Here is a 25,508-nt window from a genome sequence, read left to right as displayed (position 1 = left end):
CATGGTCGGAAGTCGTCTCGGCGGCCATCGCGGGCATCCCGGGCCGTCCGGTGCGGGCAACGCCCGAAAGTGAGGAGTTGGCGCGGCGTGGCGGCGGACGCCACGCTCGATACGCTGGCGGGATGACCCCGCGCGACCTTCCCGGCGGCGCTGTCCTGCGCGCCGCCCGCCCCGGTGACGAGACCGGCATCCTCGCCTGCATCCACGCCCTCGCCGTCTACGAGCGCGAACCGGATGCCGTCGAGAACACCGCCGAGATGCTCACCGAGACGCTGTTCGGACCAGAGCCCCGCGCCTTCTGCCACGTGGTCGAGCGCGACGGCGCGATCATGGGCATCGCGATCTGGTTCCTGACCTATTCGACCTGGACGGGACGCCACGGCATCTGGCTCGAAGACCTCTTCGTCGACGAATCGCAGCGCGGCACCGGCTACGGCAAGGCGCTGATCGCGTCGCTCGCCGAGGTCTGCGTCGAACGCGGATACTCGCGGCTGGAGTGGACCGTCCTCGACTGGAACGCCCCCTCGATCGCGTTCTACCGCTCGATCGGGGCCGAGCCGATGTCGGAGTGGACGACGCAGCGCCTCACCGGCGACGCCCTGCACGCGCTCGCCGGCTGAGTGCTGCCATGCCCCTCGGAGCGCCCCGCGTCAATCCCGGCGACGCGGTCGGAGCGCGCTCGTAGGGTGGACTCATGGCAGATCAGATCCACGTTCCGAACGTGTCACTCAACTCCGGCTTCGAGATCCCGCAGCTCGGCTACGGCGTCTTCAAGGTCGACCCGGCCGAGACCGAGCGTCTCGTCTCCGAGGCCTTCGAGGCGGGCTACCGCCACATCGACACCGCCGCGATCTACGGCAACGAGGAGGGCGTCGGCCGCGCCATCGCCGCGAGCGGCATCCCGCGTGACGAGCTGTTCATCACGACCAAGCTGTGGAACGACCGCCATGGCGGCGATGAGCCCCGCAAGGCACTCTCCGAGAGCCTCGAGAAGCTCGGGCTCGACCACGTCGACCTCTACCTCGTGCACTGGCCGGCCCCCGCCAACGGCAACTACGTCAACGCGTGGCAGAAGCTCATCGAGCTGCGCGACGCGGGCCACACCCGCTCGATCGGCGTCTCGAACCACCTCGTCGAGCACCTCGAGAAGATCCACGCCGAGACCGGTGTGCTCCCCGCCGTCAACCAGATCGAGCTGCACCCGGCCTACCAGCAGAAGGATGTCGTCGACTGGGCGACCGACAAGGGCGTGCGCATCGAGTCGTGGGGTCCGCTCGGTCAGGGCAAGTACGACCTGTTCGGCGCCGAGCCCGTCGCCGAGGCAGCCGCCGCGCACGGCAAGAGCCCGGCTCAGGTCGTGCTGCGCTGGCACCTGCAGCGTGGCTTCATCGTCTTCCCCAAGACGGTCAGCCGCGAGCGCATGGTCGAGAACGCATCGCTGTTCGACTTCGAGCTCACCACGGCGCAGGTCGACGCGATCTCGGCGCTCGACCCGGGCGACGGCTCGGGCCGCGTGAGCGCCCACCCCTCCGAGGTGAACTGACCCCCCTCGGGCCGTTCCGGCTTCGGCTTCGGGCGCAGTTCTCGGCATCCCGCGCAGATTCTTCTGCGGCGGACGTCGGGAACTGCGCCCGATCCGCGTGCGGCCGCCGGTTTCGTAGGCTGGAGGCGTGGCATCCGTTCTCAACGTCTCGGCGTATCTCTTCACGCACATCGCCGACCCCGCCGCACTGCGCGAGGTGCTGCGCGAGCGTGCCGTGGGCGCGGGGCTCAAGGGCACGATCCTGCTGGCCGAGGAGGGCATCAACCTGTTCCTCGCCGGTCCCGAGAGCGATGTCCGGGGCTTCCTCGACGACCTGCGCGCCGACGAGCGCTTCGCAGCGCTGACGGCCAAGGAGAGCTGGTCCGACGATCAGCCGTTCGGCCGGATGCTCGTGAAGGTCAAGCGCGAGATCATCCGCATGGACCGCCCCGCGATCCGCCCCGCCGCCGAACGCGCGCCCAGCGTGTCGCCCGACGACCTGCGGCGCTGGCTGGACCAGGGCCACGACGACACCGGCCGCGAGATCGTGCTGCTCGACACCCGCAACGCGTTCGAGGTCGACTACGGCACCTTCGCGGGCGCCATCGACTGGCGGATCGAGCGGTTCACCCAGTTCCCGGATGCTGCGGCCGTGCATCGCGACCAGCTCGCCGATAAGACGGTCGTCAGCTTCTGCACGGGAGGTATTCGCTGCGAGAAGGCGGCGATCGTCCTGCGCGAGGAGGGGGTCGACGCCTACCAGCTCGAGGGCGGGATCCTCGGCTACTTCGAGCACGCGGGCGGTGCGCACTGGAACGGGGAGTGCTTCGTCTTCGACGAGCGCGAGGCTCTCGCCCCCGACCTGACGGCGCGGCGCTGACGGTGGCGCGAATCGTCGTCCTCACGGGGGCCGGCATCTCCGCCGAGTCGGGCATCCGTACGTTCCGCGCCGCCGACGGGCTCTGGGAGGACCACCGCATCGAGGATGTCGCGACTCCCGAGGGCTATGCGGCCGACCCGGCTCTCGTCCACGCGTTCTACGACGAGCGTCGTCGCGCGGCGGCCGCCGCGGAGCCCAATGCGGCGCATATCGCCCTCGCCGACCTCGAAGCACGGCGCCCGGGCGATGTGCTCATCGTCACGCAGAACATCGACGACCTGCACGAGCGTGCCGGGTCGGTGCGCGTCAGCCACATCCACGGTGAGCTCGAGTCGGCGCTCTGCGAGGCGTGCGGAGAGCGGATGCCGTGGCACGGCGACCTCGCCGACGGGCCGCCCTGCCCCGTGTGCGGAGCCCGAGCGCTCCGCCCCGACGTGGTCTGGTTCGGTGAGGCGGTATATGGGCTCGACGACATCTTCGACGCGGTGGCGCTGTGCGAGCAGTTCTGGGTGATCGGGACGTCGGGGGCGGTCACGCCCGCGGCATCCCTCGTCGCGGTGGCGGCGGAAGCCGGGGCCCGCACCGCTCTGCTGAACCTCGAGGCCTACGAGGACCTTCGCCTGTTCGACGACGTCCTGCTCGGCCCGGCGACGGCGACCGTTCCCGAGTGGGTCGCCCGCTTCTGAGCGTCGCGGTCGGGGGTCGGCGGTAGCGTCATCGCATGGAACCGCATCGGCTCACGCGCGAGCAGGCGCGCCGCGTCATCGTGCGGGCGCAGCTGCTCGAGGCAGACCGTCCCGGCGACGTCGTCGAGGTGGCCGAGCAGATCGGCGCCATCAAGATCGACCCGACGGCCGTCATCGCGCCCAGCGAGCAGGCCATCCCGTGGGCGAGGATCGGCTGGGGATATGAGCCGGGGCAGCTGACGAAGGCCGTCGAAGACGACCGGCAGCTCTTCGAGTACGCCGGATCGTTCCACCCCGCGAGCATGCTGCCCGCGATGCGCGTGCGGATGCGGATGCGTCCTGTGCGCGACAGCACCGCGGCGTGGCTCGAGGCCAACAGCGCGTTCCGGGCCGACGTGCTGGCGCGCCTGCGCGCGGACGGACCGCTGCTGGCGGCCGACATCCCCGACACCGCCGCCGTGCCCGCCGGCAACGACAGCGGCTGGTACAGCGACAACCAGGTGCCGCGCATGCTCGACCTGCTCGAGCGGCTCGGCGAGGTCGCGGTCGTGGGGCGTGCCGGTCGGCTGCGCCGCTGGGATGTCGCCGAGCGGGCGCGTGGTCCCGAGCCCGCTGACCTGACCTACGACGAGGCGGGGGCGATCCTCGACGAGCGCCGCCTGCAGGGCGCGGGGCTCGCGCGGCAGAAGTCGTCGTGGTCGGGGGTCGGGATGGCCGGCGAGCCGGCCTCCGTCGAGGGCAGCACGTGGAAGTGGCGGGTCGACCCGCGGGCGCTCGAAGCCATCGACGACGACCCCGGCGGGAGGGTGGCGATCCTCAATCCGTACGACGGAATGCTGTTTGACCGGCCGCGACTGGTCGAGGCCTTCGATTTCACCTACAAGCTCGAGCAGTTCGTGCCGAAGGCGCAGCGCGTCTACGGCTACTTCGCGCATCCCATCCTCTGCGGCGACCGGTTCATCGGCCTCCTCGACGCGGCGCTCGACAAACCGAAGGAGAACCTCGTCGTCGCGGCGCTGCACGAGCTCGTGCCCTGGGAGAGCGAGGAGCGCGAGATGGTCGAGGCGGAGATCCGCGACCTGGCCGAATGGCTCGGGGTGCCGGTACGCGGACTCGACTGACTCCGCCCCTGGCCTACCAGCCGACCGTCGAGGTCGCAAGTCGGTCGCGATGGCGCCGGTGACGGCGAAGCATGGTGACAGCCCCGCAATCGAAACGAAAGGAGCCGCCCATGGCTCGCATCATCGAGACCATCGACGTCGACGTTCCCGTCTCCGTCGCCTACAACCAGTGGACGCAGTTCGAGTCGTTCCCGCACTTCCTCAGCTTCGTCGAGTCGGTCACCCAGCTCGACGACGGCACGACCCACTGGAAGGTCAAGATCGGCGGGGCTGAGCGCGAGTTCACCGCGAAGATCACCGAGCAGCACCCCGACGAGCGTGTCGCCTGGAACAGCGTCGGCGGCAAGGACGAGCACGCCGGTGTCGTGACCTTCCACAAGCTCAGCGACAACGAGACCCGCGTCACGGTTCAGCTGGACTGGAAGCCCGAGGGCTTCGTCGAGTCGGTCGGCGCGGCCATCGGCATCGACGACCACGCCGTGAAGAAGGACCTCACGCGCTTCAAGGAGTTCATCGAGTCGCGCGGCACCGAGACCGGAGCCTGGCGCGGCGACATCGAGAACTGACCTCGACGCTGACGGCTACGACGAGAGGCCCCTCCGTTCGGCGGAGGGGCCTCTCGTCGCGCTGCGGGGTGGCTGCCGCTCAATCGCTGAGCTTGCGCAGCGCCGAACGCTTGTGGGCCGCCTGGTCGCCGCTCTTCTCCGACTCGACGATGAAGGCCGGCTCGTCGGCGGATGCTGTGAACTTCTGACCCGCGAACTGGAAGTCCTTCTCCTTCTTCTCGACGATCTTCCCCTGCGTCCGCCCTTGGGAGGTGTCCCAGCTGACGCGGTCGCCCTTCGACAGTTCCTGAGCCATGCCGGCTCCTTCCGTTGTGCTTCGGTTGCCGCGATCCTTCCGCCGGCCGGTGCCGGGGGAGAAGTCGTTGACACACCGGGGTCGGATGCGCCAGCACTCCCGTCGACCGGCCGCAGCCTGCGAGACTGCGGGCATGCGCACGATCGTCATCACGGGAGCCAGCGACGGAATCGGGGCGGCCGCGGCGCGGCGCCTCGCGCGAGAGAGGCATCGAGTCGTGCTCGTCGGGCGTTCGCCGGAGAAGACGCGGGCTCTCGCCAGCGAGCTCGGCGCGCCCTACCACCTGGCCGACTACGCCGAGCTCGCGCAGGTGCGTCGGCTCTCCGACGAGCTGCTCGAGGCCTATCCGCGCATCGACGTACTCGCCAACAATGCCGGCGGCATCTTCGGCCCGCGTGCCCTCACCGTCGACGGCTACGAGCAGACCTTCCAGGTCAATCACCTCGCCGGGTTCCTGCTGACGAACCTGCTGCTCGAGCGGCTCATCGAGAGCGAGGCATCCGTCATCCAGACGGCGAGTGTGGCGGCTCGCCTGTTCTCACGGTTCGACGTCACCGACCTGAACGCGGCGAAGCACTACTCGGGACGCATCGCCTACGGCAACGCCAAGCTCGCCGACATCCTGTTCACGCGGGAACTCCAGACCCGGTTCGGCGAACAGGGCATCTCGGCGGCCGCGTTCCACCCCGGCGTCGTCGCGACGCAGTTCGCCGCGAACGTTCCCGGCCCGCTCCGCTGGGTCTACCACAACCCCCTCGCCCGGCGCCTGCTCACGACCACCGACGAGGGCGGCGCTCGACTGGTCTTCCTCGCCGACGGCATCCCCAACCGTGACTGGGTGCCCGGCGCCTACTACGAGAACGACCGTCCGACCCGTTCCCACCGCAATGCGACCGACGCCGACCTCGCCCGCGAGCTCTGGGACCGGAGTGCCGAGATGGTCGCCCTCGCCCGCTGACCCGCCCGCGCCGGCTGTGCTGCGCGAGTACGCACCGTCGCGCCGAAAGCGCACCGTGCAGGGTGCGTTCTCGCGCGGACGGTGCGTGCTCGGCGCGGGATGCGCAAGGGGGTCGGCGGGGGCGCGGGGAGCGCATACCGTGGGGTCGAACGGGAGGACGACATGGTCGACAAGCGCAACGAGCCCCACGGACCCGAGCAGATGCCGGACCGCCACCCCCGGCCCGATCCCACCGATCTCACCAATCAGGCCAGCTTCCGACACGGATCGGCCTCGCGGTGGCTCGTGCCCGCGGGCGTCCTGGCCGCGGTCGCGATCGTGCTCTACGTGCTGGCATTCCAGCTGCAGACGGCGCTGCCCGCGGTCGGCATCATCTTCGCGGTCGTCGGCTGGGCGATGATGGTCGTCGCCGCCCGGTCGTCGGCCGATGCCCCCGTCCGCAATCGGCGGCTGGCCGTCGCGATGGGCATCCTCGCCGTCGGGTCTCTCGCGATCTTCGTGCTCATCTACATCACCGAGACGCTCTAGACCCCGCCGTCGCGCGACGCAAGCACCTCGGTCGTTCCGCGCCTGCCACCTACCGTGGTCGCATGGCGACGGCAGACGCAGCATCCGATCCCCGAGCGACCCGGTCGCACAACGCGCATCACCGGATCGTCGTGGTCGGCGGCGGCAACGGCGGGGTGTCCGCCGCGGCTCGATTGCAGCGGCGCGGACTCGACGACATCGCGCTGATCGAGCCGAAGGACGTCCACGAGTATCAGCCGCTGTTCTCGCACGTCGCCGGCGGCACCGCGCGCATCAGCGAGACGGTCCGGCCACAGCGCAGCGTCATCCCCGACGGCGTCCGGTGGATCCAGGATGCCGTCGTCTCGGTCGACCCGCGTCGATCGGTCGTCCGCCTGATCTCGGGCGACGAGATCGGCTACGACCACCTCGTCCTCAGCCCCGGGATGCAGAAGGACTGGGCGAGCGTTCCGGGCCTCGCCGAGTCGATCGGCACGGGCGACGTCACCACGCACTACGAGGGCGACCTCGCGGCGCGCACGTCGCTGCGCCTGCGCGATCTGCGGCAGGGCACCGTCGTCTTCACGCAGCCCGCAGGCCCCGCCTCGTGTGCGGGTGCCTCGCAGAAACCCATGTACCAGGCGTGCGATTACTGGCAGCGCACCGGTGTGCTCGACGACATCAGAGTCGTCCTCGTCGTGCCGGAGAGCACCGTGTTCGGCATCCCGGCCTTCGACCACGAGATCCAGCGGGCGATCGACCGTTACGGCATCGAGCTGCGGACGCAGAGCGCGTTGATCGAGGTGGATGCCGCGGCTTCCGAAGTCGTCATCGGCTCGCCCTCCGGCATCGAACGCCTCCGGTTCGATCTCGTCAACGTGGTGCCGCCGCAGTCGGCGCCCGACTGGATCCGCGCCTCGGGCCTGGCAGCGGACGGCAATGCGGACGGGTTCGTCGACGTCGACCCCGAGACCCTCCGCCACAGGCGCTTCGGCAACGTGTGGGCCATCGGTGACGCCGCCGCGACGACGAACTCGAAGAGCGGGGGAGCGCTGCGCAAGCAGACCATGGTGCTCGCGAAGAACCTCGCGGCCGTCGCCTCGGGTGGCGAACCCCGTGCGCGGTACGACGGCTACGGCGTATGCCCGATGACGGTGTCGCGTTCGAGCGTCGTGTGGGCCGAGTTCGGGCCCACCGGCGATCTCATGCCGACGATCCCCTTCTTCCGCCGCATGTACCGCGAGAGCGCGCTGTCGTGGTTCTTCGACCGGCGCGTGCTGCCCTGGGTCTACTGGAACCTCATCCTCACCGGGAGGGCGTGACGCCCGCGGCGTCGTGGTCGGCGTCGCTGCCCGCCGCGGGCGTGCGCTCGACTGTCAGCCGCACGCGGGCCACGAGGATGCCGGCGATCAGCGCGCCGAGTCCACCGACGGCCATGTCGCCGATCGTGTCGTCGTAGGTCACGAGGATGGTGTCGACGAACGCCTTGCCGACCCACTCCACGATCTCCCAGAGGGCGGCGAAGGCGAGACCGAACGCCGTCGTGTTGATGAGGCCGGTCCGCCGCCGGAAGCCCGCGGCGCCGGGAAGCGGCACGATCGAGACCCGAGCCGCCGCGATGTAGGCGAGCGCTGCGAGGACGCCCGTGCAAACGAGATGCACGGGGATGTCCCACGGTGGGACGCTGCGATACAGATCGACGACGTTGCTCCACGCCGCCACCAGGACCGTGATGCCGCACACGATGTCGAATGCGGGACGGACGCCGACGAACCGCGGTGCGACGAGTGCGGGAAGGGCGAAGGCGAGGATGCCGGCGTCCGTGGGCTCGAACCTCAGCACCGCGACCACGATGCTGAGGACGCCGCACAGCCGCACCGCGTCCGCGGCGACAGCGCTCGTGGTGCGGGGCGGTCGGAGGAAGTTGTCGATCATGACGGGCCGGCTCACGACTGCTCCCTGCTCAGGCGGAGGAGGATGTGCATCCCGAGGTGATCGGAGGGCGCGGCGCCGTCGCTCGTCCGGGTGTCGACCGCGGCGCGCATGACGCGGGTGCGCCGGTCGACCGCGATCCAGTCGATCGGGCCTTTCCGCACGCGCGGTGGGTGATATCCGCCGTAGGTGTCCCAGAGCGGGGTCGTCCGGACCTCCGCCGCATGCCACGCATCCACCAGGTCGCTGCTGAACAACGCCGCGAGAGGTGCCGAACCCGGCCCGGCGTTCATGTCGCCCATGACGACCACCGGGCCCGCGGTCTCGGCGGCGAGGTCGTGCAGGAGCCATGCCGAGCGCAGCCGTGACCGCGCGGAGAACACGTCGAGATGGGTGTTGAGAACGGTCAGGCCGCTGCCGGTGACCCGATCGCGGAAGGCGGCCCGGACGACCACCCGCGGCACGGGATTGCCCCACGACATCGATCCCGCGACCTCGGGCGTCTCGGAGAGAGCGAGCTGCTCGTGACCGGTGAGCTGCAGCCGGTCGCTGTCGAAGAAGATCGGGCAGCCTTCGCCGCGGCCGTCGGCGCCCCGGCCATGACCGACGAAGCGGTAGGCCGTGCCGAGCGAGGCGCGCACCAGGTCGGCCTGATCGGGCATCGCCTCCTGCGTTCCGAGGATGGCGGGCGGGTCGGCGTGGAGCACCGTGGCCAGGCGCCGGCCGCGCACCGACCAACGGTCGTTCGGGGGCCAGGTGGGGCCGTCGATGCGGCGCCGGATGTTCCAGGTCGCGACGTGGAGGTCGTGAGGATGCATCTCGTCGGGACCGAACATGCGCGGCATCGCCGCAGCCGTGCCCGTCGAGACCGTCATGGGCTGACCTGCGCGGACAGCGCCGAGGCCGGGTGCTCCGGGGCCACGCGCTGCGCGCGGCGGAGCCGCCGGGCGACGCGGCGGTGCGGCAGCTCGTCCGGCCAGTGGGTGAGGACGGTGCGGAAGCCGCGGGCGATACGCGTGCGGAAGGCTCGCCCGTCGTCGAAGGGTCGCATCGAGATCCCCATGTCGGCACGGCGCGAGTACGCGATGCGGTGTCGCCCGCCGAGGTGGAACGCGAGGTCGAAGTCGTCGTGCACCTCTGCGTCGCCGCGGTGGACCTCCGTCCGTACGCTGCGCCAGGCCGCGCGACGGAAGGCGAGGTTGGAGCCGAACAACGGCAGGTGGCCGAGAGCGGCGAAGCCCAGCAGTGCATAGAGTCCCAGGTACGTCGCTGCGAGCGGTACCCGCAGGGCGCGGGGCCCGTCGACGAAGTGCGCGGCGCCGGTCAGGACATCGACGTCAGGCCGCTGGGCGAAGTCGCGACGGAAGTCCGCGACCCACGTCGGATCCGGAAGCGAATCGGCGTCCAGGCGCAGCACGAGATCGCCGGTCGCATGGTCGTAGCCGGTGGCGGCCGCCGCCGGGATGCCGGCGGTCACGCACTCGACGACCCGTGCACCCGCGGCTCGCGCGACCTCGGCGGAGTCGTCGCGTGAACCGTTGTCGACGACGACGATCTCATCGGGCTGTTCGGACTGCTGGGCGAGAGCGCGCAGACACCGCCGCAGCATCACAGCATCGTCTTTCACCGGGATCACGACCGAGACGGTCGGACGGTGCAGCGGGGGCTGGCGTTCGAGTGTCATCGGACCTCACGCTACGGCGGGCGCGGGAGCGGCGGGAGCGGCTTGACAGTGCTCCGGCCCGCCGTCAATGACATGCTGGAGGTATGCCTCAGCAGAGCGATCTCCTCGCCGTCCTCGTCGATGCCGACAACGTCTCGCCATCGCGGATCGGCGGAGTACTCGCCGAGATCGCCACCTACGGCACCGCCTCGGTCAAGCGCGTGTACGGCGACTGGACCAAGTCGCAGCTGCGCGGATGGAAGGATGCCGCGAGCGAGCACGTCATCCAGCCGATGCAGCAGTTCGACAACACGACGGGCAAGAACGCGACCGACAGTGCGCTGATCATCGACGCGATGGACCTGCTGTACACGCGCCGATTCCAGGGGTTCTGCATCGTCTCGAGCGACAGCGACTTCACGCGCCTCGCCTCGCGCATCCGCGAGGAGGGTGTGACCGTCTACGGCTTCGGCGAGCGGAAGACGCCCGAGGCCTTCCGCAACGCCTGCGATCAGTTCACCTACCTCGAGGTGCTCGGAGTCGTCGACGAGAAGGATGCCGCCCGCTCGACGACGGCTGAGCGCTGGACGTCCGCGGCGCTGCGCGGCGATGCGCGCCTCGTGGCTCTCCTCCGGAGCGCCGTCGAGACGGCTTCCGCCGATGACGGCTGGTCCGACCTCGGGACGGTGGGGCAGCTCATGCGCAAGCAGCAGCCCGACTTCGACCCCCGCAACTGGGGTTACGCGAAACTCTCGGATCTCGTGCGGGCGGTGGGGCTGTTCACGATCGAGTCGAAGCCGGGCGGGATGTCGCTTCGCCCGAAGGACGCAGCGGGCGTGAAGGGCTCCGACGACACCCCTGCGGATGCGTCCGCGAAGGGGCGCGGCGACGCTCGCGGCGAGGCCGAAGCCGGGACGACCGGCGGTCGCTCGCGGCGCAAGCCGTCCCGCGCCAAGAGCGCCGCGCAGGACGCTGAGCCGCCGGCCCCGGAGGTCGCCGCCGAGGCGCGTGACGAGGGCTCGCGGGCGATGCCTCCGGCAGAACCGACGAGCGGATCGACGCCGCGCAACCGCCGTCCGATGATCGAGCAGCTCACGCTGGGCGCAGCCCTGGATGCGGCTCTCGACGCGGTCTCGTCGGCGGCGCGCGGCAACGCCGCAGCGTCCGCAGCGCCGTCGGAGAGCACGGAGACGGCGGCCGGCGTGGCAACTATCGAGCCCGCGCCGGCATCCGACGCGACCGAGACGTCGGACGTCGCGAGCACTGACGAGCCGGCGGTTTCGGCTGACGCCGCTCCGGTCACGGATGAGGCGCCCGCTGCGGGCCGGGCCGGGAAGAAGACCGGCGGGAGGACAGCGGCGAAGACGAGCGCGAAGTCCGAAGCGGAGACGACGTCGGCGAGCGGCGAGTCGAAGACCCGGACCCCTCGCAGAACCGGTGCCCGCACCGCCGCGAAGCGCGCGACGGACGCCGACGCGTCGACGGAGACGCAGACGGACGAGGCTGCGCCGGCTCCGAGCACCGATGCGGCGTCCGCCCCCGCGGCTGACGTCGAGCCCGTCGCCGAGTCCGTTCCGGCTGAGACCGAGCCTTCGACCGACGCCCCGGTTCGGCCGAAGCGCGCTTCGCGGAGCCGGGCCGCCGCTCCGAAGACACCGTCGGATGAAGCCGATACCGAAGCCGAAGCCGAAGCCGGGGCCGATGCCGAGGCGCCCACTCGGCCGAAGCGGGCACCCCGCAGCCGGAAGGCTCCGGTGACGGACGCTCCCGCGGAGCCCGCCGTGGAGCCGCGCGCCGAAGAGCCCGCGGCGGCAGCCGCCCCCGTCAAGCGGACGCCACGCCGGGCATCACGCCCCGGTTCATCCGCGAGCTGATCCGCAGGTCACCCGGGGTCAGCCGCGGCTGCGGCGCAGCGCTGCGGCGACCGTACGCCGGCGTCGCCGGGCCGGGACGACGGGGACCGGCTGCGTGACCACCGCATCGACGACCATCGATCCGCTCGCGGGGCCGACGACCGGAACGGGAGTCGTGGCCGCGCTGATGTGATCCGCGCGTGCGACCGGCATGCTCGCGAGTTCGCGACGCGCTCGCAGGTAGGCCGGGATCAGGATGGCGGTGGCACCGAGCCAGGCGAGGGGGTTGCTCCACGCGACCCCCGCGAAACCGATGAGCGCGCCGAGCACGACAGCGGCTCCGGCGCGCATGAAGAGCTCGACGATTCCGGTGATGGTCGGCACGAGAGTGTGGCCGAGGCCCTGCAGCGCCCCGCGGAGCACGAACAGGACGCCCAGCGCCGTATAGGTCGCGCCGTTGATGATCAGCATGAGGGCGGCGAGCGAGACCACGTCGTCCGAGCCGTCACCGACGAACAGGCGGACGAGCGGCGCCCCGAGAGTGATGAGCACCGCGCCGAGTCCGACAGCGCCGATCACGGCCATCCACGTCGCCTGTGCGACGCCCTGGCGGATGCGGTCGGGACGTCCACCGCCGTAGTTCTGCGCGACGAACATCGAGACGGCGAGTCCCAGCGACTGCAGCAGAGCGATCGCGAGCCCGTCGACGCGTGAAGCGGTCGTGTAGGCGGCGACGGCGTCGGCGCCGAGCTCGTTCAGGCGCACCTGCACCGCGAGCGTGCCGATCGCGATGATCGACGCCTGGAAACCCATCGGCAGTCCGAGTCGCAGGTGCAGGGCGAGGTCGGCGCGCGTGATGCGCCAGTCGGCGCGCCGCATGCGCAGGACCGGGATGCGGCGGCGGATGTAGTCGAGGCACAGCCCGACCGACAACGCCTGCGACACGACCGTCGCCAGGGCGGCGCCACCGACGCCCCATCCGAGCGGCCCGACCATCAGCACGACGAGCACGACGTTGAAGACGCATGCCACCGTCAGGAAGATCAGCGGAGTGCGGGAGTCGCCGATCGCGCGGATGATCGCCGCCAGGTAGTTGAAGAACATCGTCGCCCCGGCGCCGAGGAAGCTGACGACGGCGAAGGTCGTCGCATCATCGAGGAGCTCGGGGGGAGTCTGCAGCAGTTCGAGCAGGGGACGCGACAGGAACGGAGCCACGACGGTGAGGACGACGCTCGTCATCGCGGTCAGCGTGGCGCCGGCCGCGACCGACCGGCGGACCGCGGCGTGATCGCCCGCGCCGAAGGCCTGCGCCGTCGGGATCGCGAATCCGGAGGTGAGTCCCCACGCGAACCCGATGAGCAGGAACAGCATCGAGCCGGTCGCGCCGACGGCGGCGAGAGAGTCGACGCCGAGCCAGCGCCCGACCACGACCGCATCGACGATGTGGTACATCTGCTGCACCACGTTGCCGATCAGGAGAGGCACCGAGAACGCGAGGATGACGCGCCAGGGGCTGCCGGTGGTGAGGGTGCGGGACATCGCGGTGGCCTTCGAGAAGATGCGGGCACGACAACGGCGGCGCCGGAGCGCCGCCGTCAATCAGTGTATCGAATCGATTCGAGATGCGCCAAGGGATATCCCGCATGCGCGCTCGCGGTGTCAGCGGGAGGACCCCTTGCGGGGCTTCAGGAACGCGCCGTCCTCCTGCTTCTCGCGCTTGGCCGCGCGTTTTTCTTTCAACGACAATTGCGGCGCCTTTTTGTCGCCTCGTGTGCGTGGTGTCTTGGTCGACATGAGAACTCGCTTCCCCTCGTGGCTGGCGTGTGACTCCCGACCATAGCCCGGAAGAAAAAGAAGTCAAATCCGCTTTTCGGGCCGCCTCGGCGCAGCTTGCTTTTCTGTGCGGACTGGCTATGGTGGGTGGTCACCGCCCCGTTGTTTCGCCCTTGCAGGCTTGAGACCGGGGTTTTTCGCGCACCAGAAAAATCAGAACGGAAGAAAAATGGAAAAGACCGCCGACGCGACGTCGAGCGACGTTCGAATGCGCCTCGAAGCGCTGCTCGCCGAACGCCGCGAGCTGCTGCAGGATATCGAGCCGCGCGCGGTTCCTTCCGTCGACCCGGTGGCATATCAGACCGCCGCATCGCACCGCGCCACGATCACCCTGATCACCGAGGCCCTGGATCGCGTCGACGCGGGCTCGTACGGGCGCTGCGTCGGATGCGGCCGCGCGATCGCGCCGGCACGCCTGGAAGCGGTGCCCTACGCTCCCGCGTGCATCGAGTGTCAGAGCCGGGCCGAGACGGCCTAGGCGCTGTCAGGCGCCGGGCAGTGTCACGCGGACGATCAGGCCCCCGCCCTCACGCGGGGTGATCCGCAGATCGCCGCGATGGCTGCGGACGATGGCCGAGACGATCGTCAGTCCGAGACCGATCCCCCGGTCGGATGCCGCGCGGGTCCGGTCTCCCGCGCGCACGAACGGCTCCGTGAGCGTTGCGACGCGAGCCGGATCGAGGTCGGGACCGGTGTTGGCGATCTCGAGCAGCGCTGAGCCATCGGGTGCCGTCCGGGTGCGTACGGCGACCTCGGCCCCGTCCGGGAGGTTGTGGATGAGGGCATTGGCGACGAGGTTCGACACCAGCTGCCGGAGGAGGGCGGCGTTCCCGCGCGCCGTGGCCGGCCCCCGCTCCTCGCGGATGCTCGGTGACCCTCCACGGGCCGCCTCATCCGCGCCGTCGCGTGCGTCTGCGACGACCTGCTCGACCAGGGCTGCGAGGTCGACCGGCGCGAAGTCGAGGCCGGATCGTCCGGCGCGCGCGAGGTCGAGCAGGGCCTCCGTCGTGGCGATCGCCCGCTCGTTCGTCTCGGCGACCCTGCTCAGGACGAGGTCGACGTCGCGGCCGCCCGGATCGGCGCGCGCCACCTCGATGATCGTCCGGATGACGGCATGCGGGGTGCGCAGCTCGTGCGACGCGTTCGCCGCGAACCGCGATTCCTCTGCGACAGCGCGTTCGATCCGGTCGAGCATGTCGTCGAAGGCGTCGGCGAGGTCGGTCAGCTCGTTCCGGCGTCCGCGCAGCGCGATTCGGCGGTGAAGCGTTCCGGCATCGGCCCGGCCGACTACTTCGGTGACCCGTCCGAGCGGCGCGAGCATCCACCCCGCGAGGAACCAGCCGCCGACGAGTCCGACGACGAGGAGGGCGGCCAGAGCCCACCACGCGTACTTGACGAAGACGTCGGTGAGGTCGCCGCGTCCGGGCGCCCACCCGCCCGTCGACTGGCTGAACAGGTCGCCGCTCGGCACGAACCGCAGGGCCAGCAGCCCGACGCCGAAGAGCACCGCGCCCGCGACGACCAGGAACCCGGCGTAGCTGAGGGTGAGTGAGACCCGCAGGGAGAGCCCGCGGCGGCGGGCGATCACAGCGCGGGTTCCGACATCCGGTATCCGACACCCGGCACGGTCTCGATGACCCAGGGCTCGCCGAGCCGTTTGCGGAGCGTGGAGATCGTGATGCGGACCGCGTTCGTGAACGGGTCCGCGTTCTCGTCCCAGGCGCGTTCGAGCAGCGCCTCGGCGCTGATGACACCACCGCCGGCGCTGAGGAGCACCTCGAGCACGGCGAACTGCTTGCGTGTCAGCGCGATGTACCGTCCATCGCGGTAGACCTCGCGGCGGAAGGGATCGAGCCTCACGCCGCCGAACTCGCGGATCGGGGGAGCGGAGCTGGCCGAGCGCCGCGCCAGCGCACGCAGTCGCAGCACGAGCTCGCGCATCACGAACGGCTTGGTCAGGTAGTCGTCGGCACCGGACTCGAAGCCCGACGCCTTGTCGTCCAGCCGATCGGCCGCGGTCAGCATGAGGATGCGGGGCGCCCCGGTCTGCTGGGAGAGGTGGCGCGCGATCTCGTCACCGTTCGGGCCGGGGATGTCGCGGTCGAGCACGACCACGTCGTACGCGGTGATCGCCAGCTGCTCGAGCGCGGTATCGCCGTCGGCGGCGAGGTCGGCCGAGATGGCCTCGAGGCGGAGGCCGTCGCGGATCGCCTCGGCGAGGAAGAGCTCGTCCTCGACGATCAGCACACGCATGGCCTCAGGATAGGCGGGCGCATGTATCGCGGGCGTATGCGGAATCGGCGACACCGGTGCAACATCCGCTCTCGTCCACTGGGAGCATGAGCACTTCCTCCGCCCCGGTTCCGACCCGCCCGCTCGCGCTGCCGACGACCGAATCCGGACGGCGGGTGACTTTCGTGCCGCCGCGCCCGCGAGCGCGCACATCCCGTCGTGTTCGCCGTCGCCGCCTCGCCCTCGGCGCGGTTGCCGTCGCGGGTGCGGTCGCCCTCGGCGCCTCCGCCATCGGTGCGCTCGCCGGTTCATCGGGTCTTCAGCTGCCGCCGATGCCGCCGGTCTTCCCGGGCGCGGTCTTCACGCCGTCGGCCGACGACGGGTTCATCGACGACGGCGTGCAGGTGAGTCTGTGGGATGACGACCTGCCGGCCATCTCGCGCATCGACCCGGAGCTGCTGGCGGCGATGCGCGCTGCCGAGGCGCGTGCCGCGGACGACGGCATCCGCCTGGGCGTGACGAGCGGATGGCGCAGCGCGGGGTATCAGCAGTGGCTCCTCGACGACCGCATCGCTTCGGTGGGGGAGGAGACCGCCCGCGCCTACGTCGCCACCCCCGAGCAGTCGCGTCACGTCAGCGCCGACGCCATCGACATCGGGCCGGTCGACGCGCAGTACTGGCTGATCTCGTACGGCTCGGAGTTCGGCATCTGCCAGACCTACGGCAACGAGCCGTGGCATTTCGAGTTGGCGACCACGCCGGGATCGGAGTGCCCGCCGATGCGCACCGATGCCAACGGCTGAGCCCGGGCCGCGGCGGCGGGTGCGCCTACGATCGAGGGAGCCCCTCAACGATCCAGGAGTCACCGTGTCCGCCGTCACCGCCGCCGCCCGCTCCCACGCCGACGACCTCGCCGAGTTCGTCGCCGCGTCGCCGTCGAGCTTCCATGCCGCTGCCGAGGTGGCGCGACGCCTCACCGCAGCCGGTTTCACCGCGCTGGCGGAAGACGAGCAGTGGCCGGAACAACCGGGCGGGCGCTACCTCGTGGTGCGCGACGGAGCCGTGCTCGCGTGGATCGTGCCGGCAGCGGCGACCGCGGTGACGCCCGTCCGGGTGTTCGGCGCGCACAGCGACTCGCCCGCCTTCAAGCTCAAGCCCCGCCCCACCACCGGCCGGCTCGGCTGGCTGCAAGCCGGGGTCGAGGTCTACGGCGGACCGCTGCTCAACTCGTGGCTCGACCGCGAGCTGCGGCTGGCCGGCCGCCTCGTGCTCGACGACGGCACCGCGGTGCTCACCGCGACGGGCCCGCTCCTCCGCCTGCCGCAGCTCGCCATCCACCTCGACCGCGAGGCGAACGACCACCTCGCCCTCGATAAGCAGACGCAGACGCAGCCGGTGTGGGGGCTCGGGTCCGCCGACTCCGCCGACCTGCTCGGCGAGCTCGCCCGCGAGGCGGGAGTGGATGCCGCCCGCATCCGCGGCTACGACGTTGTGACGGCCGATGCCGCCCGGGGCTCGGTCTTCGGCGCGGGGGACGTCTTCTTCGCGGCCGGTCGGCTGGATGACCTCGCCTCCGTCCATGCCGGAGTCGTCGCGCTGGAGCGAGCCGCCGGAGGCTTCGACGCCGGGCACATCGCGATGCTCGCCGTCTTCGACCACGAGGAGGTCGGGTCGGCGACCCGCTCGGGTGCGGCCGGTCCCTTCCTCGCCGATGTCATCGAGCGCATCCAGCTCGGCCTCGGTGCCGATCGCGAGGAGGGGATGCGCGCCCTGGCGGCATCCTGGTGCGTCTCGAGCGACGTCGGGCACTCGGTGCACCCGAACTATGCCCACAAGCACGACCCCGTCGTACTGCCGGTGCTCGGATCGGGGCCGATCCTGAAGATCAACGCCAACCAGCGGTACGCGACGGACGGCGTCGGGGCCGCCGCATGGAACGGCTGGTGCGACGCGGCGGGCGTGCGCAGCCAGGAGTTCGTGTCGAACAACGGCGTGCCCTGCGGGTCGACGATCGGGCCGATCACCGCCACGCGGCTCGGCATCCGCACCGTCGACGTGGGGATCCCGATCCTCTCGATGCACTCGGCGCGCGAACTCGCCGGGGTCTCCGACCTGCACGATCTCTCGCTCGTGGCCGAGGAGCTGTTCCGCCGGTAGAATCGAGCAGTCCGCGGCGCCGGCCCGGACGAAGCGATGCAACTACCTGCTGACGGAGCAAGGCGGCACGTGAGAACGAGCTGACTGCTCGGAGGCATGCATGACGTCGAATGATCGTTCCCTGATCCGCCACACGGGTTGGGCGTTCTTCCCGATCGCGTTCATCGCCCGGCTTCCCTTCGCGATGATGGTCGTCGGTGTCCTCACCCTCGTCGTCTCTGCGACCGGGTCGGTGGGGCTCGGCGGGCTCACGTCGGCCGCCGTCGGCATCGGCGTCGTCATCGCCGGCCCGGTGATCGGCGACGCCGTCGACCGGTTCGGGCAGCGGCGCGTGCTCGTTCCACTCGGCATCCTCAACGGCATCCTGCTCGGGGTGTTCCCGATCGTCGTCACCGCCGGATCACCCGACCCGCTCATCCTGACCGCCGCCGCGGCGATCGGCCTGAGCGCTCCGCAAGCGGCAGCCATGTCGCGCAGCCGGCTGATGGGCATCATCCGGGCGCGCCTCGGTGCCGAGCACCGGCCACGCACGCTCTCGCGCGTCATGTCGTACGAGTCGGCGGCCGACGAGACGGCGTTCGTGATCGGCCCGTTCCTCGTCGGCATCCTCGCGGCCGTCATCGCGCCCTGGGCCCCGATCGCGATCGCCGCAGCTCTCAGCCTCGTGTTCGTCACCGCCTTCGCCCTCCACCCCAGCGGGCGGATCGCCGCGACCGCCCTCGACCCCGGTGAGAGCGAGGAGCGGGCGCCGATCGCGCAGGTGCTGCGCGGGCGCGTCCTCGTCCTGGTCGCGGGCACCTTCGGCGTGGGACTCTTCTTCGGAGCGACGCTGACCTCGCTCACCGCGTTCGCGCAAACCGCCGGCGACGACGTCGAGGCCGGGCTGCTCTACGGCCTCATGGGAATCGGCTCGGCCGCCCTCGCCCTCGCGGTGGTGCTCCTGCCGTCGGGCTTCGCCCTGCGTCACCGCTGGCTCGTCTTCGCCGCCGTGCTGGCCGTCTCGGCGGGCGGCTACGCCGCTTCGGACTCGCTGGGCGCGGTCATCGTCATGCTGCTGCTGATGGGGCTCGGCGTCGGACCGACGCTCGTGACGCTGTTCAGCATCGCGGGACACCGCAGCCCCGTCGGCCGGTCGGCGACCACGATGACGCTCCTCGGATCGGCGCTGACGCTGGCGCAAGCGCTCGCGTCAGCCGCGACCGGCGCGATCGCGGAGGCGGGTGATGTCCGGCTGGCGATGCTCCTGCCGACGATCGCCGCGGTCCTCGTCCTCGTGCTCGGGGTCGTCAACGTCGTGATCGAGCGACGTGAACGCGCGGAGGAACAGGCCCGGACATCGGGTGGAGCCCACTCCGCACCGTCGCTCGTCAGCCGTTGATCAGCGCTGCCGTCGTCGCCCCCACGCCGGCGCCCAGCATCACGACCACCCAGGCCGGGCAGCGCCAGAGCGTCAGCAGCCCGAAACAGACGAGGGCGAGCGCGAACTGGTCGACGCGGGTGACCGACGTCGTGAACACCGGGTCGTAGAGGGCGGCGCCGAGGATGCCGACGACCGCGGCGCTCGCTCCGCGGACCAGGCCTCGTGCCCGGGACCAGCGCCGCACGACGGCCCACACGGGCAGCGCACCGAGGAGCAGCAGGAAGCCGGGCAGGAAGATCGCGACGAGCGCGATCATGGCCCCGGCCACGCCACCCGGGCCGACGCTCGCGAGCGCCCCGAGATAGGCCGAGAAGGCGAACAGCGGACCGGGCAGGGCCTGCGCCGCACCATAGCCGGCCAGAAACGTCCCGGCATCCACCCAGCCCGGGCCGACGACGGCGCTCTCGAGAAGGGGGAGCACCACGTGGCCGCCGCCGAACACGAGCACGCCCGAGCGCAGGAAGGCGTCGAACAGTGCGAGCGAGCCGTCTCCCGTCACCCGAGCCGCGATCGGGCTCGCGACGAGGAGGCCGGTCAGGATCACGAGCGCGGTGACCCCGACACGGGTGCTCGCGCTCGGAAGGGCGTCCGCGTCGGCGGCGTCAACCGAGTCGGAGGACCCCTCGCCGAGCCACAGGATCCCCGCGAGGGCGCCGAGGGCGATCGCCCCCAACTGGGCGAACGGCCCGCCCACCAGTGCGACCCCGACGGCTGCCGTGATCGCGATCGTCCCGCGCGGTCGGTCGGGTGCGAGGCTTCTCGCCATGCCCCAGACGGCGTGTGCGACGACGGCCACCGCGACCACCTTGAGCCCGTCGACGACTCCGGTCGCGATGGTGCCGGTCACGGCCCCGATTCCGCTCGCCGCCCAGACCATGAGTGCGGCGGAGGGCAGGGTGAATGCGGCGAAGGCCGCGACCGCGCCCGCGAGTCCCGCGCGGCGCAGGCCGATCGCGAACCCCACCTGGCTCGAGGCGGGCCCGGGCAGGAACTGGCACAGGGCCACGAGTTCGCCGTAGGTCCGATCGCCGATCCATCGCCGGCGCTCGACGAACTCGTCGCGGAAGTAGCCGAGGTGCGCGATCGGGCCGCCGAAGGATGTCAGTCCGAGGCGCAGGAACACCGCGAACACGGCGGCGAGGTTCGACACCCGTCCAGCGCACCACCGATCCGTGAACAGCCGGTGAACGCCACGCGCGATTAGCACATCGAGATGACGTGGCGCGTCACCGGGCGGACATCTCGCGGGGAGGGATCGTTCACTCCGTGATCGTGCGCGGTCCCTACGGTCGGCAGCATCCCTCTTGCACCGAAGGTGGCTTGTCATGCCCGCTGAGCGCCCACGCGCCCGTTTCCTGACCATCGCGACGACGGCGACGCTCGCCGCCGGAGCCCTCTCGCTCGCGCTCGCGGCGCCCGCGCTCGCATCGCCCACCGCTCTCGTGCCGACGGCGGCCGACGCGGCATCCGGCGCGCTGATCGTCACCGAGATCGCCCCCGACAACGTCGGGGTCGACGACTACGAGTTCTTCGAGGTCCACAACCGCGGCGCGACCGACCTCGATCTGGCGGCGGCGGGCTTCTCGTTCGCCTACACGTACGTCGACGGTGCCGACCGTGCCCGCGACGTGCCGCTCACCGTGGCCGATCCGGTCGTGGTCCCCGCCGGCGGAACCGCGGTCTTCTGGCTGAGCTACACCGCGGGGAGCGTGGATTCCTTCGCGCACTCGATCGACGAGTTCCGCGCTCACTGGGGCGCCGACGCCGGCACCCCCGTCGTACGCGTGACGGGGCAGGCCGGCATGGCCAACAGCGCGCCGCGCGGCATCCGCATCCTCCAGAACGACGAGACCGTCGGATGGTCGACCTACGGGCGCACCGCGACGGCAGCCGGGCAATCGGCGCACTTCCGCCTGCCCGCTGAGCGCGTCGACGGCGGCACGGACATCCTCGCCGAGCCGGCCCCGGCCACCCCGGGTGTCGTGGCGCCCGAGGCCATCACCCCGCCCGCGGGAGAGGAGCCCGGGGGACAGCCCGGTTTCGACCCGAAGCCCGACCCGAGCGTCGTCACCGCGCCGCTGCAGATCACCGAGCTGCTGCCGGACTCGGCGAACGTCGCGGGCTCCGATGCCTTCGAGTTCATCGAGGTCTACAATGCCTCGAGCGATCCGATCGACTTCTCCGACTACACGATCGATTACCTCTACCCCGTCGAGGGCTCGTCGAGCGTCTGGCCGGCCGTTCCCGGTGACGTCGTGATCCCGGCGGGCGAGACGCTCGTGCTGTGGATCAAGAACGGCGCCAACGACGCCCTGACCGCCGCCGACTTCAACGACCACTTCGGCTCGCGGCTCGTCGCGGGGGAGAGCCTCGTCGAGATCTCTTCGGCCGGGATGGCGAACGGCTCGCCTCGGGGCGTCGCGATCGAGACCAACAGCGGCCGTCACGTCAGCACCGCGCTGTACAACCTCGACGGCGCCGATGACACCGTCGCCGACCAGGGGATCCGTTACACCGTCGGAGCGGATGTCGCGACGCAGCGGATCGTCGACCTCGCCCCGGCATCGCCGGGTGCCGTGCAGCCAGACCAGGTTCCCGGCGGTCTCATGATCGTTGCGCCCGACACGCAGGCGCCGACGATCGTCGACGGCACCGCCGCCGAGATCCAGCCGGGCACCGACTTCGCCATCACCGCGACCGTGACCGACGACGTCCTGGCGCGGACCGTGACACTGCAGCTCGCCAACGACGTCGACCCCGCTCCGGCGCGCATCAACCTCCTCGACGCCGGCGACGGCTCGGTGACGTTCGTGGTCAACGCCGCCGACCTCATCGGCAAGAGCTGGTACGAGTACACGATCACCGCGAGCGACGGCACGAACTCCACCTCGACGTCGACCCGTCGCGTTCCGGTGGCCGGGGTCGACACCAACCCGGTCCGACTCAACCTCGAGGACGGCCGGTTCGTTTCGGGAACGACCGAGATCGTCGCCGCGGGCGACGCGTACCCGAGCCCGATCGAGCTGACGATCGACGGCGCGGCCGTGGAGACCACCCCCACCCTGGAGGACCAGCCGCGCTTCGTCTTCGACACGACGAACGTCAACTACTACTTCAAGAACGGCGTGCGCATCGGCGACGACGTCCTCAACATCTTCGAGATCGGCACGCAGGGGTGGGAGACCATCGTGACCCCGGTGCCGGTCGAGTACGTCGTCCGCGGTGACGAGCTCGTCGTGAGCGTGTGGGCCGGTACCAAGAAGGCGCCCGAGATCGACCTCGCCGAGAACAACGACGACTTCGAGATCCGGGGTCTGCGCCTGGTCCTGCCCGACGGGCGGACGCTCACGCCCATCGGGTACGACGATCCCGCGGCGGTCCTGCGGATGGGAGACAGCGTCACCGACACGGGGGCGGCCACCGGCAAGCTCGACTACTACGAGGCGCGCTTCGCGCTGCCCGACGACGCGTTCGCCGCTCTCTCGGCCTCGTGGGACACGACCGCCCGCGCCGACGGTGCCGCCGTCGTGGCGGCCACCGACGGCGAGACGACCCTCTCGCGGACGGTGACGGTCGACAACACCGCTCCCGTCGTCACCTCGCAGATCGTCGACGGCACCGCCTATCAGGGGCCCATCGTCATCGACGCCGAGGTCGCCGACGCGGGATCGGGCGTCGCGAGCACCGTCGCCCGGCTCGACGGCGTCGAGATCGCGCTGCCTCACGAGACGTCGTCCGTCGACCTCGCGGCCGGGGATCACCGCGTCGAGATCACCGCGACCGACCACGTGGGGAACACCGACACGTGGACGGCCGCCTTCACGACCTATGAGGAGCAGCCGAGCGCCGGTGTCCTCGCCCCGGCCGAAGGGGCCGAGGTCGCAGCGGGTGATGTGACCCTGCAGGCGAAGGTCGAGGACCCGACGGGCGACGTACTCGACGTGAGCTTCCTCGAGGGGCGCCGGCTCGATCTGTCCGACGGCGACGTCAGCGCGCAGTCCGGCACCGTGCAGGACGCTCGGGCGGTCGACCGCGCCGAGGCCGAGCAGCTGACGGCCGACGAGCTGCGCACCCTCGCCGCCGTTGACGGCGTCTCGGAGGAGATCACGAGCGACCGGGCGTTCCCGTACCAGTCGTTCGACGTCGCGGTCACCGATGCCGACGCCGGCTCGGACGTCCGCTCGACGTGGTCGGGTCACGCCGACGCGGGGGCGACGGTCATCCTCTACGTCCAGCGAGCCGACGGGTCGGGTTGGGACGAGGTCGATCGCCACGTGAGCGCGGCCGATGACGAGTCGTTCTCGCTCGACGCCGTCGTCGCGGTCGACGACTACGCCTTCGCCGCGTCGGACGGCGCGGGCCGGGTGGTGCGGATGCTCGTCCAGCACTCGGAGGGCTTCGCGGGCGCGGACCGCTCCGACCGGACGACTCCGGTCACGCCGCACAACGTCGCCGATGTGCCGCGCAGCGACTACGACTTCACTCTGGCCTGGGAGTCCGACACGCAGTACTACAACGAGAACACCATGCCGGGTGAGCCCTACCGCCACCAGCAGGCGATCCACTCGTACCTGCTCGATCGGCGCGACGAGCTGAACCTGCAGTACCTCTTCCACACCGGTGACATCATCGACGACTACGACGTGATGGAGCAGTGGGAGCGGGCCGACCCCGAGTACCGCCGCCTCGACGAGGCCGGGCTGCCGTACGGCGTGCTGGCCGGCAACCACGATGTGGGCCACCACCTCGAGGACTACTCGAACTACGGTGCGTACTTCGGCGCGGACCGCTATGCCGGCAACCCCTGGTACGGCGGCAGCTTCGAGGACAACCGCGGTCACTACGACCTCATCTCGGCGGGCGGCATCGACTTCCTGATGCTCTACACCGGGTGGCTTCCCGGTGACGCCTCGATCGCCTGGATGAACGAGGTGCTCGCGCAGTACCCCGACCGCGTCGCGATCATCGCCCAGCACGAGTTCATCCTCACCACGGGCGGGCTCGGGGCGATCCCGCAGCGGGTGATGGACGAGGTCGTCGCGACGAACCCGAACGTCCGCATGGTCTTCTCGGGTCACTACCACGACGCGTTCCTGCGCGAGGACGGATTCGACGACGACGGTGACGGCGCCCTGGACCGCGCGGTGTACTCGATGCTGTTCGACTATCAGGGTCTCCCGGAGGGCGGTCTCGGGTTCCTGCGTCTCCTGCACTTCGACAACGAGGGCCGGCAGATGCTCGTGCGCACCTACTCGCCCTCGCTCGACGTGTACAACTCCGACGAGCCGAGCTTGCTCGGCCCGGCGGGGGCGGGCGACTACTCGCAGCAGGAGTTCGCGCTGACGTACGACCAGCTGCGCATCGAGCCCGGCACGCGAACGCTCGGCACCGACGCCTTCTCGGCGGAGGTTCTGGGGGACACCGAGATCGCGACGTTCTCGGACGTCGCGAGCGGCTCGATCCTCTCGGCCGCATGGCCGCTCGCGGAGGAGGGTGAGCGGGGGTGGTACGTGCGCACGAGCGATCCGTTCGGCGCCGTCGACGACTCGCGGGTGTCGCTGTTCACGGTCATCGCCGCGGCCGAGCCCGAGAACCCCGGCGACGGCTCGGGCGGAGGGTCGGACCCGGGCGCGGGCGGCGGCACGGGCGGCGGCGACACCGGCGGTGGCGCGGGTAATGCTCCGTCCGGCGGCACCGGCGCGGCCGACCCCGAGGCGGCGGGCGCGGGTGACGGGACCGGCTCACGTCGCGATCTCGCTGCGACCGGCGGGGAAGCCTCGACGACCGCCACTGTGACCGGGATCGCTCTCGTGCTCCTGGTGGGCGGTGCGCTTCTCACGGCGATCCGCCGGCGCGCGCATCGTCGCGGACGGGTCTGAACCG

At 71.0% G+C, this 25,508-nt stretch carries 24 protein-coding genes; 15 read left to right on the top strand and 9 right to left on the bottom strand.

Annotation, left to right across the window (positions count from 1 at the left end; genetic code table 11):
- Positions 1–122: 122 nt before the first annotated feature.
- The 6 genes from ACI2K6_RS04955 to ACI2K6_RS04930 all read left to right on the top strand — a co-directional run bounded on the left by ACI2K6_RS04955 (position 123) and on the right by ACI2K6_RS04930 (position 4,775).
- Complete coding sequence (locus ACI2K6_RS04955; RefSeq protein WP_354451096.1) at positions 123–620, top strand: GNAT family N-acetyltransferase; 498 nt, start codon at positions 123–125, stop codon at positions 618–620.
- A gap of 74 nt (positions 621–694) precedes the next feature.
- Positions 695–1,543 (top strand): aldo/keto reductase, encoded by an 849-nt coding sequence (locus ACI2K6_RS04950; RefSeq protein WP_354451094.1) that lies wholly within the window; start codon positions 695–697, stop codon positions 1,541–1,543.
- Between the two features lie 127 nt (positions 1,544–1,670).
- A complete protein-coding gene (locus ACI2K6_RS04945) occupies positions 1,671–2,402 on the top strand; it encodes a sulfurtransferase (protein ID WP_354451092.1) in 732 nt (243 codons plus the stop codon).
- A 2-nt stretch (positions 2,403–2,404) separates the two neighbouring features.
- Positions 2,405–3,088, top strand: a complete 684-nt coding sequence (locus ACI2K6_RS04940; RefSeq protein WP_354451090.1) for an NAD-dependent deacylase — start codon at positions 2,405–2,407, stop codon at positions 3,086–3,088.
- Between the two features lie 35 nt (positions 3,089–3,123).
- Positions 3,124–4,209, top strand: coding sequence for a DNA glycosylase AlkZ-like family protein (locus ACI2K6_RS04935; protein ID WP_354451088.1), 1,086 nt, complete (start codon positions 3,124–3,126; stop codon positions 4,207–4,209).
- A 110-nt stretch (positions 4,210–4,319) separates the two neighbouring features.
- Positions 4,320–4,775, top strand: coding sequence for an SRPBCC family protein (locus tag ACI2K6_RS04930; protein ID WP_023951935.1), 456 nt, complete (start codon positions 4,320–4,322; stop codon positions 4,773–4,775).
- A 79-nt stretch (positions 4,776–4,854) separates the two neighbouring features.
- Here the strand turns inward: ACI2K6_RS04930 and ACI2K6_RS04925 are convergent, their stop codons facing one another.
- Positions 4,855–5,070 (bottom strand): DUF2945 domain-containing protein, encoded by a 216-nt coding sequence (locus ACI2K6_RS04925; RefSeq protein ID WP_112613597.1) that lies wholly within the window; start codon positions 5,068–5,070, stop codon positions 4,855–4,857.
- A 133-nt stretch (positions 5,071–5,203) separates the two neighbouring features.
- Between ACI2K6_RS04925 and ACI2K6_RS04920 the strand changes: the two genes are divergently transcribed.
- The 3 genes from ACI2K6_RS04920 to ACI2K6_RS04910 all read left to right on the top strand — a co-directional run bounded on the left by ACI2K6_RS04920 (position 5,204) and on the right by ACI2K6_RS04910 (position 7,857).
- Positions 5,204–6,028, top strand: a complete 825-nt coding sequence (locus ACI2K6_RS04920) for an SDR family NAD(P)-dependent oxidoreductase (protein WP_323987373.1) — start codon at positions 5,204–5,206, stop codon at positions 6,026–6,028.
- A gap of 162 nt (positions 6,029–6,190) precedes the next feature.
- Positions 6,191–6,556 carry a hypothetical protein gene (locus tag ACI2K6_RS04915; RefSeq protein ID WP_269267484.1) on the top strand — a complete coding sequence of 122 codons (366 nt, stop codon included), beginning with the start codon at positions 6,191–6,193 and terminating at the stop codon, positions 6,554–6,556.
- A gap of 62 nt (positions 6,557–6,618) precedes the next feature.
- Positions 6,619–7,857, top strand: coding sequence for an FAD/NAD(P)-binding oxidoreductase (locus ACI2K6_RS04910; protein WP_354451084.1), 1,239 nt, complete (start codon positions 6,619–6,621; stop codon positions 7,855–7,857).
- Here the strand turns inward: ACI2K6_RS04910 and ACI2K6_RS04905 are convergent.
- The 3 genes from ACI2K6_RS04905 to ACI2K6_RS04895 are packed head-to-tail and all read right to left on the bottom strand — an operon-like array spanning position 7,841 to position 10,151.
- On the bottom strand, positions 7,841–8,485 hold the full coding sequence (locus tag ACI2K6_RS04905) for a hypothetical protein (RefSeq protein WP_354451082.1): 645 nt from the start codon (positions 8,483–8,485) through the stop codon (positions 7,841–7,843). The genes ACI2K6_RS04910 and ACI2K6_RS04905 overlap by 17 nt on opposite strands.
- Entirely contained in the window at positions 8,482–9,342 is an 861-nt protein-coding gene (locus tag ACI2K6_RS04900) for an endonuclease/exonuclease/phosphatase family protein (protein WP_282502229.1), read from the bottom strand. The genes ACI2K6_RS04905 and ACI2K6_RS04900 overlap by 4 nt, the downstream gene beginning before the upstream one ends.
- On the bottom strand, positions 9,339–10,151 hold the full coding sequence (locus ACI2K6_RS04895; protein ID WP_282502230.1) for a glycosyltransferase family 2 protein: 813 nt from the start codon (positions 10,149–10,151) through the stop codon (positions 9,339–9,341). Before ACI2K6_RS04895 ends, ACI2K6_RS04900 begins: the two co-directional genes overlap by 4 nt.
- An 83-nt stretch (positions 10,152–10,234) precedes the next feature.
- On the opposite strand from ACI2K6_RS04895, the gene ACI2K6_RS04890 reads away from it, so the two are divergent.
- Positions 10,235–12,004 (top strand): NYN domain-containing protein, encoded by a 1,770-nt coding sequence (locus tag ACI2K6_RS04890; RefSeq protein WP_282502231.1) that lies wholly within the window; start codon positions 10,235–10,237, stop codon positions 12,002–12,004.
- A gap of 18 nt (positions 12,005–12,022) precedes the next feature.
- Here the strand turns inward: ACI2K6_RS04890 and ACI2K6_RS04885 are convergent, their stop codons facing one another.
- Both ACI2K6_RS04885 and ACI2K6_RS04880 read right to left on the bottom strand, forming a co-directional pair.
- Positions 12,023–13,522, bottom strand: a complete 1,500-nt coding sequence (locus ACI2K6_RS04885) for an MATE family efflux transporter (RefSeq protein ID WP_282502232.1) — start codon at positions 13,520–13,522, stop codon at positions 12,023–12,025.
- Between the two features lie 120 nt (positions 13,523–13,642).
- A complete protein-coding gene (locus ACI2K6_RS04880) occupies positions 13,643–13,777 on the bottom strand; it encodes a hypothetical protein (RefSeq protein WP_274177495.1) in 135 nt (44 codons plus the stop codon).
- A 208-nt stretch (positions 13,778–13,985) separates the two neighbouring features.
- Between ACI2K6_RS04880 and ACI2K6_RS04875 the strand changes: the two genes are divergently transcribed.
- Positions 13,986–14,294, top strand: coding sequence for a TraR/DksA family transcriptional regulator (locus ACI2K6_RS04875; protein WP_114588055.1), 309 nt, complete (start codon positions 13,986–13,988; stop codon positions 14,292–14,294).
- 6 nt (positions 14,295–14,300) lie between these two features.
- Here the strand turns inward: ACI2K6_RS04875 and ACI2K6_RS04870 are convergent, their stop codons facing one another.
- Both ACI2K6_RS04870 and ACI2K6_RS04865 read right to left on the bottom strand, forming a co-directional pair.
- On the bottom strand, positions 14,301–15,404 hold the full coding sequence (locus ACI2K6_RS04870; protein WP_323987379.1) for a HAMP domain-containing sensor histidine kinase: 1,104 nt from the start codon (positions 15,402–15,404) through the stop codon (positions 14,301–14,303).
- Positions 15,401–16,069 (bottom strand): response regulator transcription factor, encoded by a 669-nt coding sequence (locus ACI2K6_RS04865; RefSeq protein WP_404568200.1) that lies wholly within the window; start codon positions 16,067–16,069, stop codon positions 15,401–15,403. Before ACI2K6_RS04865 ends, ACI2K6_RS04870 begins: the two co-directional genes overlap by 4 nt.
- 86 nt (positions 16,070–16,155) lie before the next feature.
- Between ACI2K6_RS04865 and ACI2K6_RS04860 the strand changes: the two genes are divergently transcribed.
- The 3 genes from ACI2K6_RS04860 (at position 16,156) to ACI2K6_RS04850 (ending at position 19,583) form a co-directional block, all read left to right on the top strand.
- Positions 16,156–16,851: a M15 family metallopeptidase gene (locus tag ACI2K6_RS04860; RefSeq protein ID WP_404568199.1), complete on the top strand. Its 696-nt coding sequence runs from the start codon at positions 16,156–16,158 to the stop codon at positions 16,849–16,851.
- Positions 16,852–16,915: 64 nt separating this feature from the next.
- Positions 16,916–18,205 (top strand): M18 family aminopeptidase, encoded by a 1,290-nt coding sequence (locus ACI2K6_RS04855; protein WP_282502236.1) that lies wholly within the window; start codon positions 16,916–16,918, stop codon positions 18,203–18,205.
- 100 nt (positions 18,206–18,305) lie between these two features.
- Positions 18,306–19,583 carry an MFS transporter gene (locus tag ACI2K6_RS04850; RefSeq protein ID WP_282502237.1) on the top strand — a complete coding sequence of 426 codons (1,278 nt, stop codon included), beginning with the start codon at positions 18,306–18,308 and terminating at the stop codon, positions 19,581–19,583.
- On the opposite strand, the gene chrA is transcribed toward ACI2K6_RS04850, so the two are convergent.
- Positions 19,573–20,775: a chromate efflux transporter gene (chrA, locus tag ACI2K6_RS04845; protein ID WP_404568198.1), complete on the bottom strand. Its 1,203-nt coding sequence runs from the start codon at positions 20,773–20,775 to the stop codon at positions 19,573–19,575. The genes ACI2K6_RS04850 and chrA overlap by 11 nt on opposite strands.
- Positions 20,776–20,950: 175 nt before the next feature.
- On the opposite strand from chrA, the gene ACI2K6_RS04840 reads away from it, so the two are divergent.
- Positions 20,951–25,504, top strand: coding sequence for a lamin tail domain-containing protein (locus tag ACI2K6_RS04840; RefSeq protein ID WP_404568197.1), 4,554 nt, complete (start codon positions 20,951–20,953; stop codon positions 25,502–25,504).
- Positions 25,505–25,508: the final 4 nt, after the last annotated feature.

Origin of the sequence: Microbacterium sp. NPDC006705, from assembly GCF_044903545.1 — a bacterium.
GTDB lineage: Bacteria > Actinomycetota > Actinomycetes > Actinomycetales > Microbacteriaceae > Microbacterium > Microbacterium plantarum.
The sequence above is the reverse complement of the archived record's forward strand: the minus strand, read 5'-3'. Positions and strand labels throughout refer to the sequence as shown.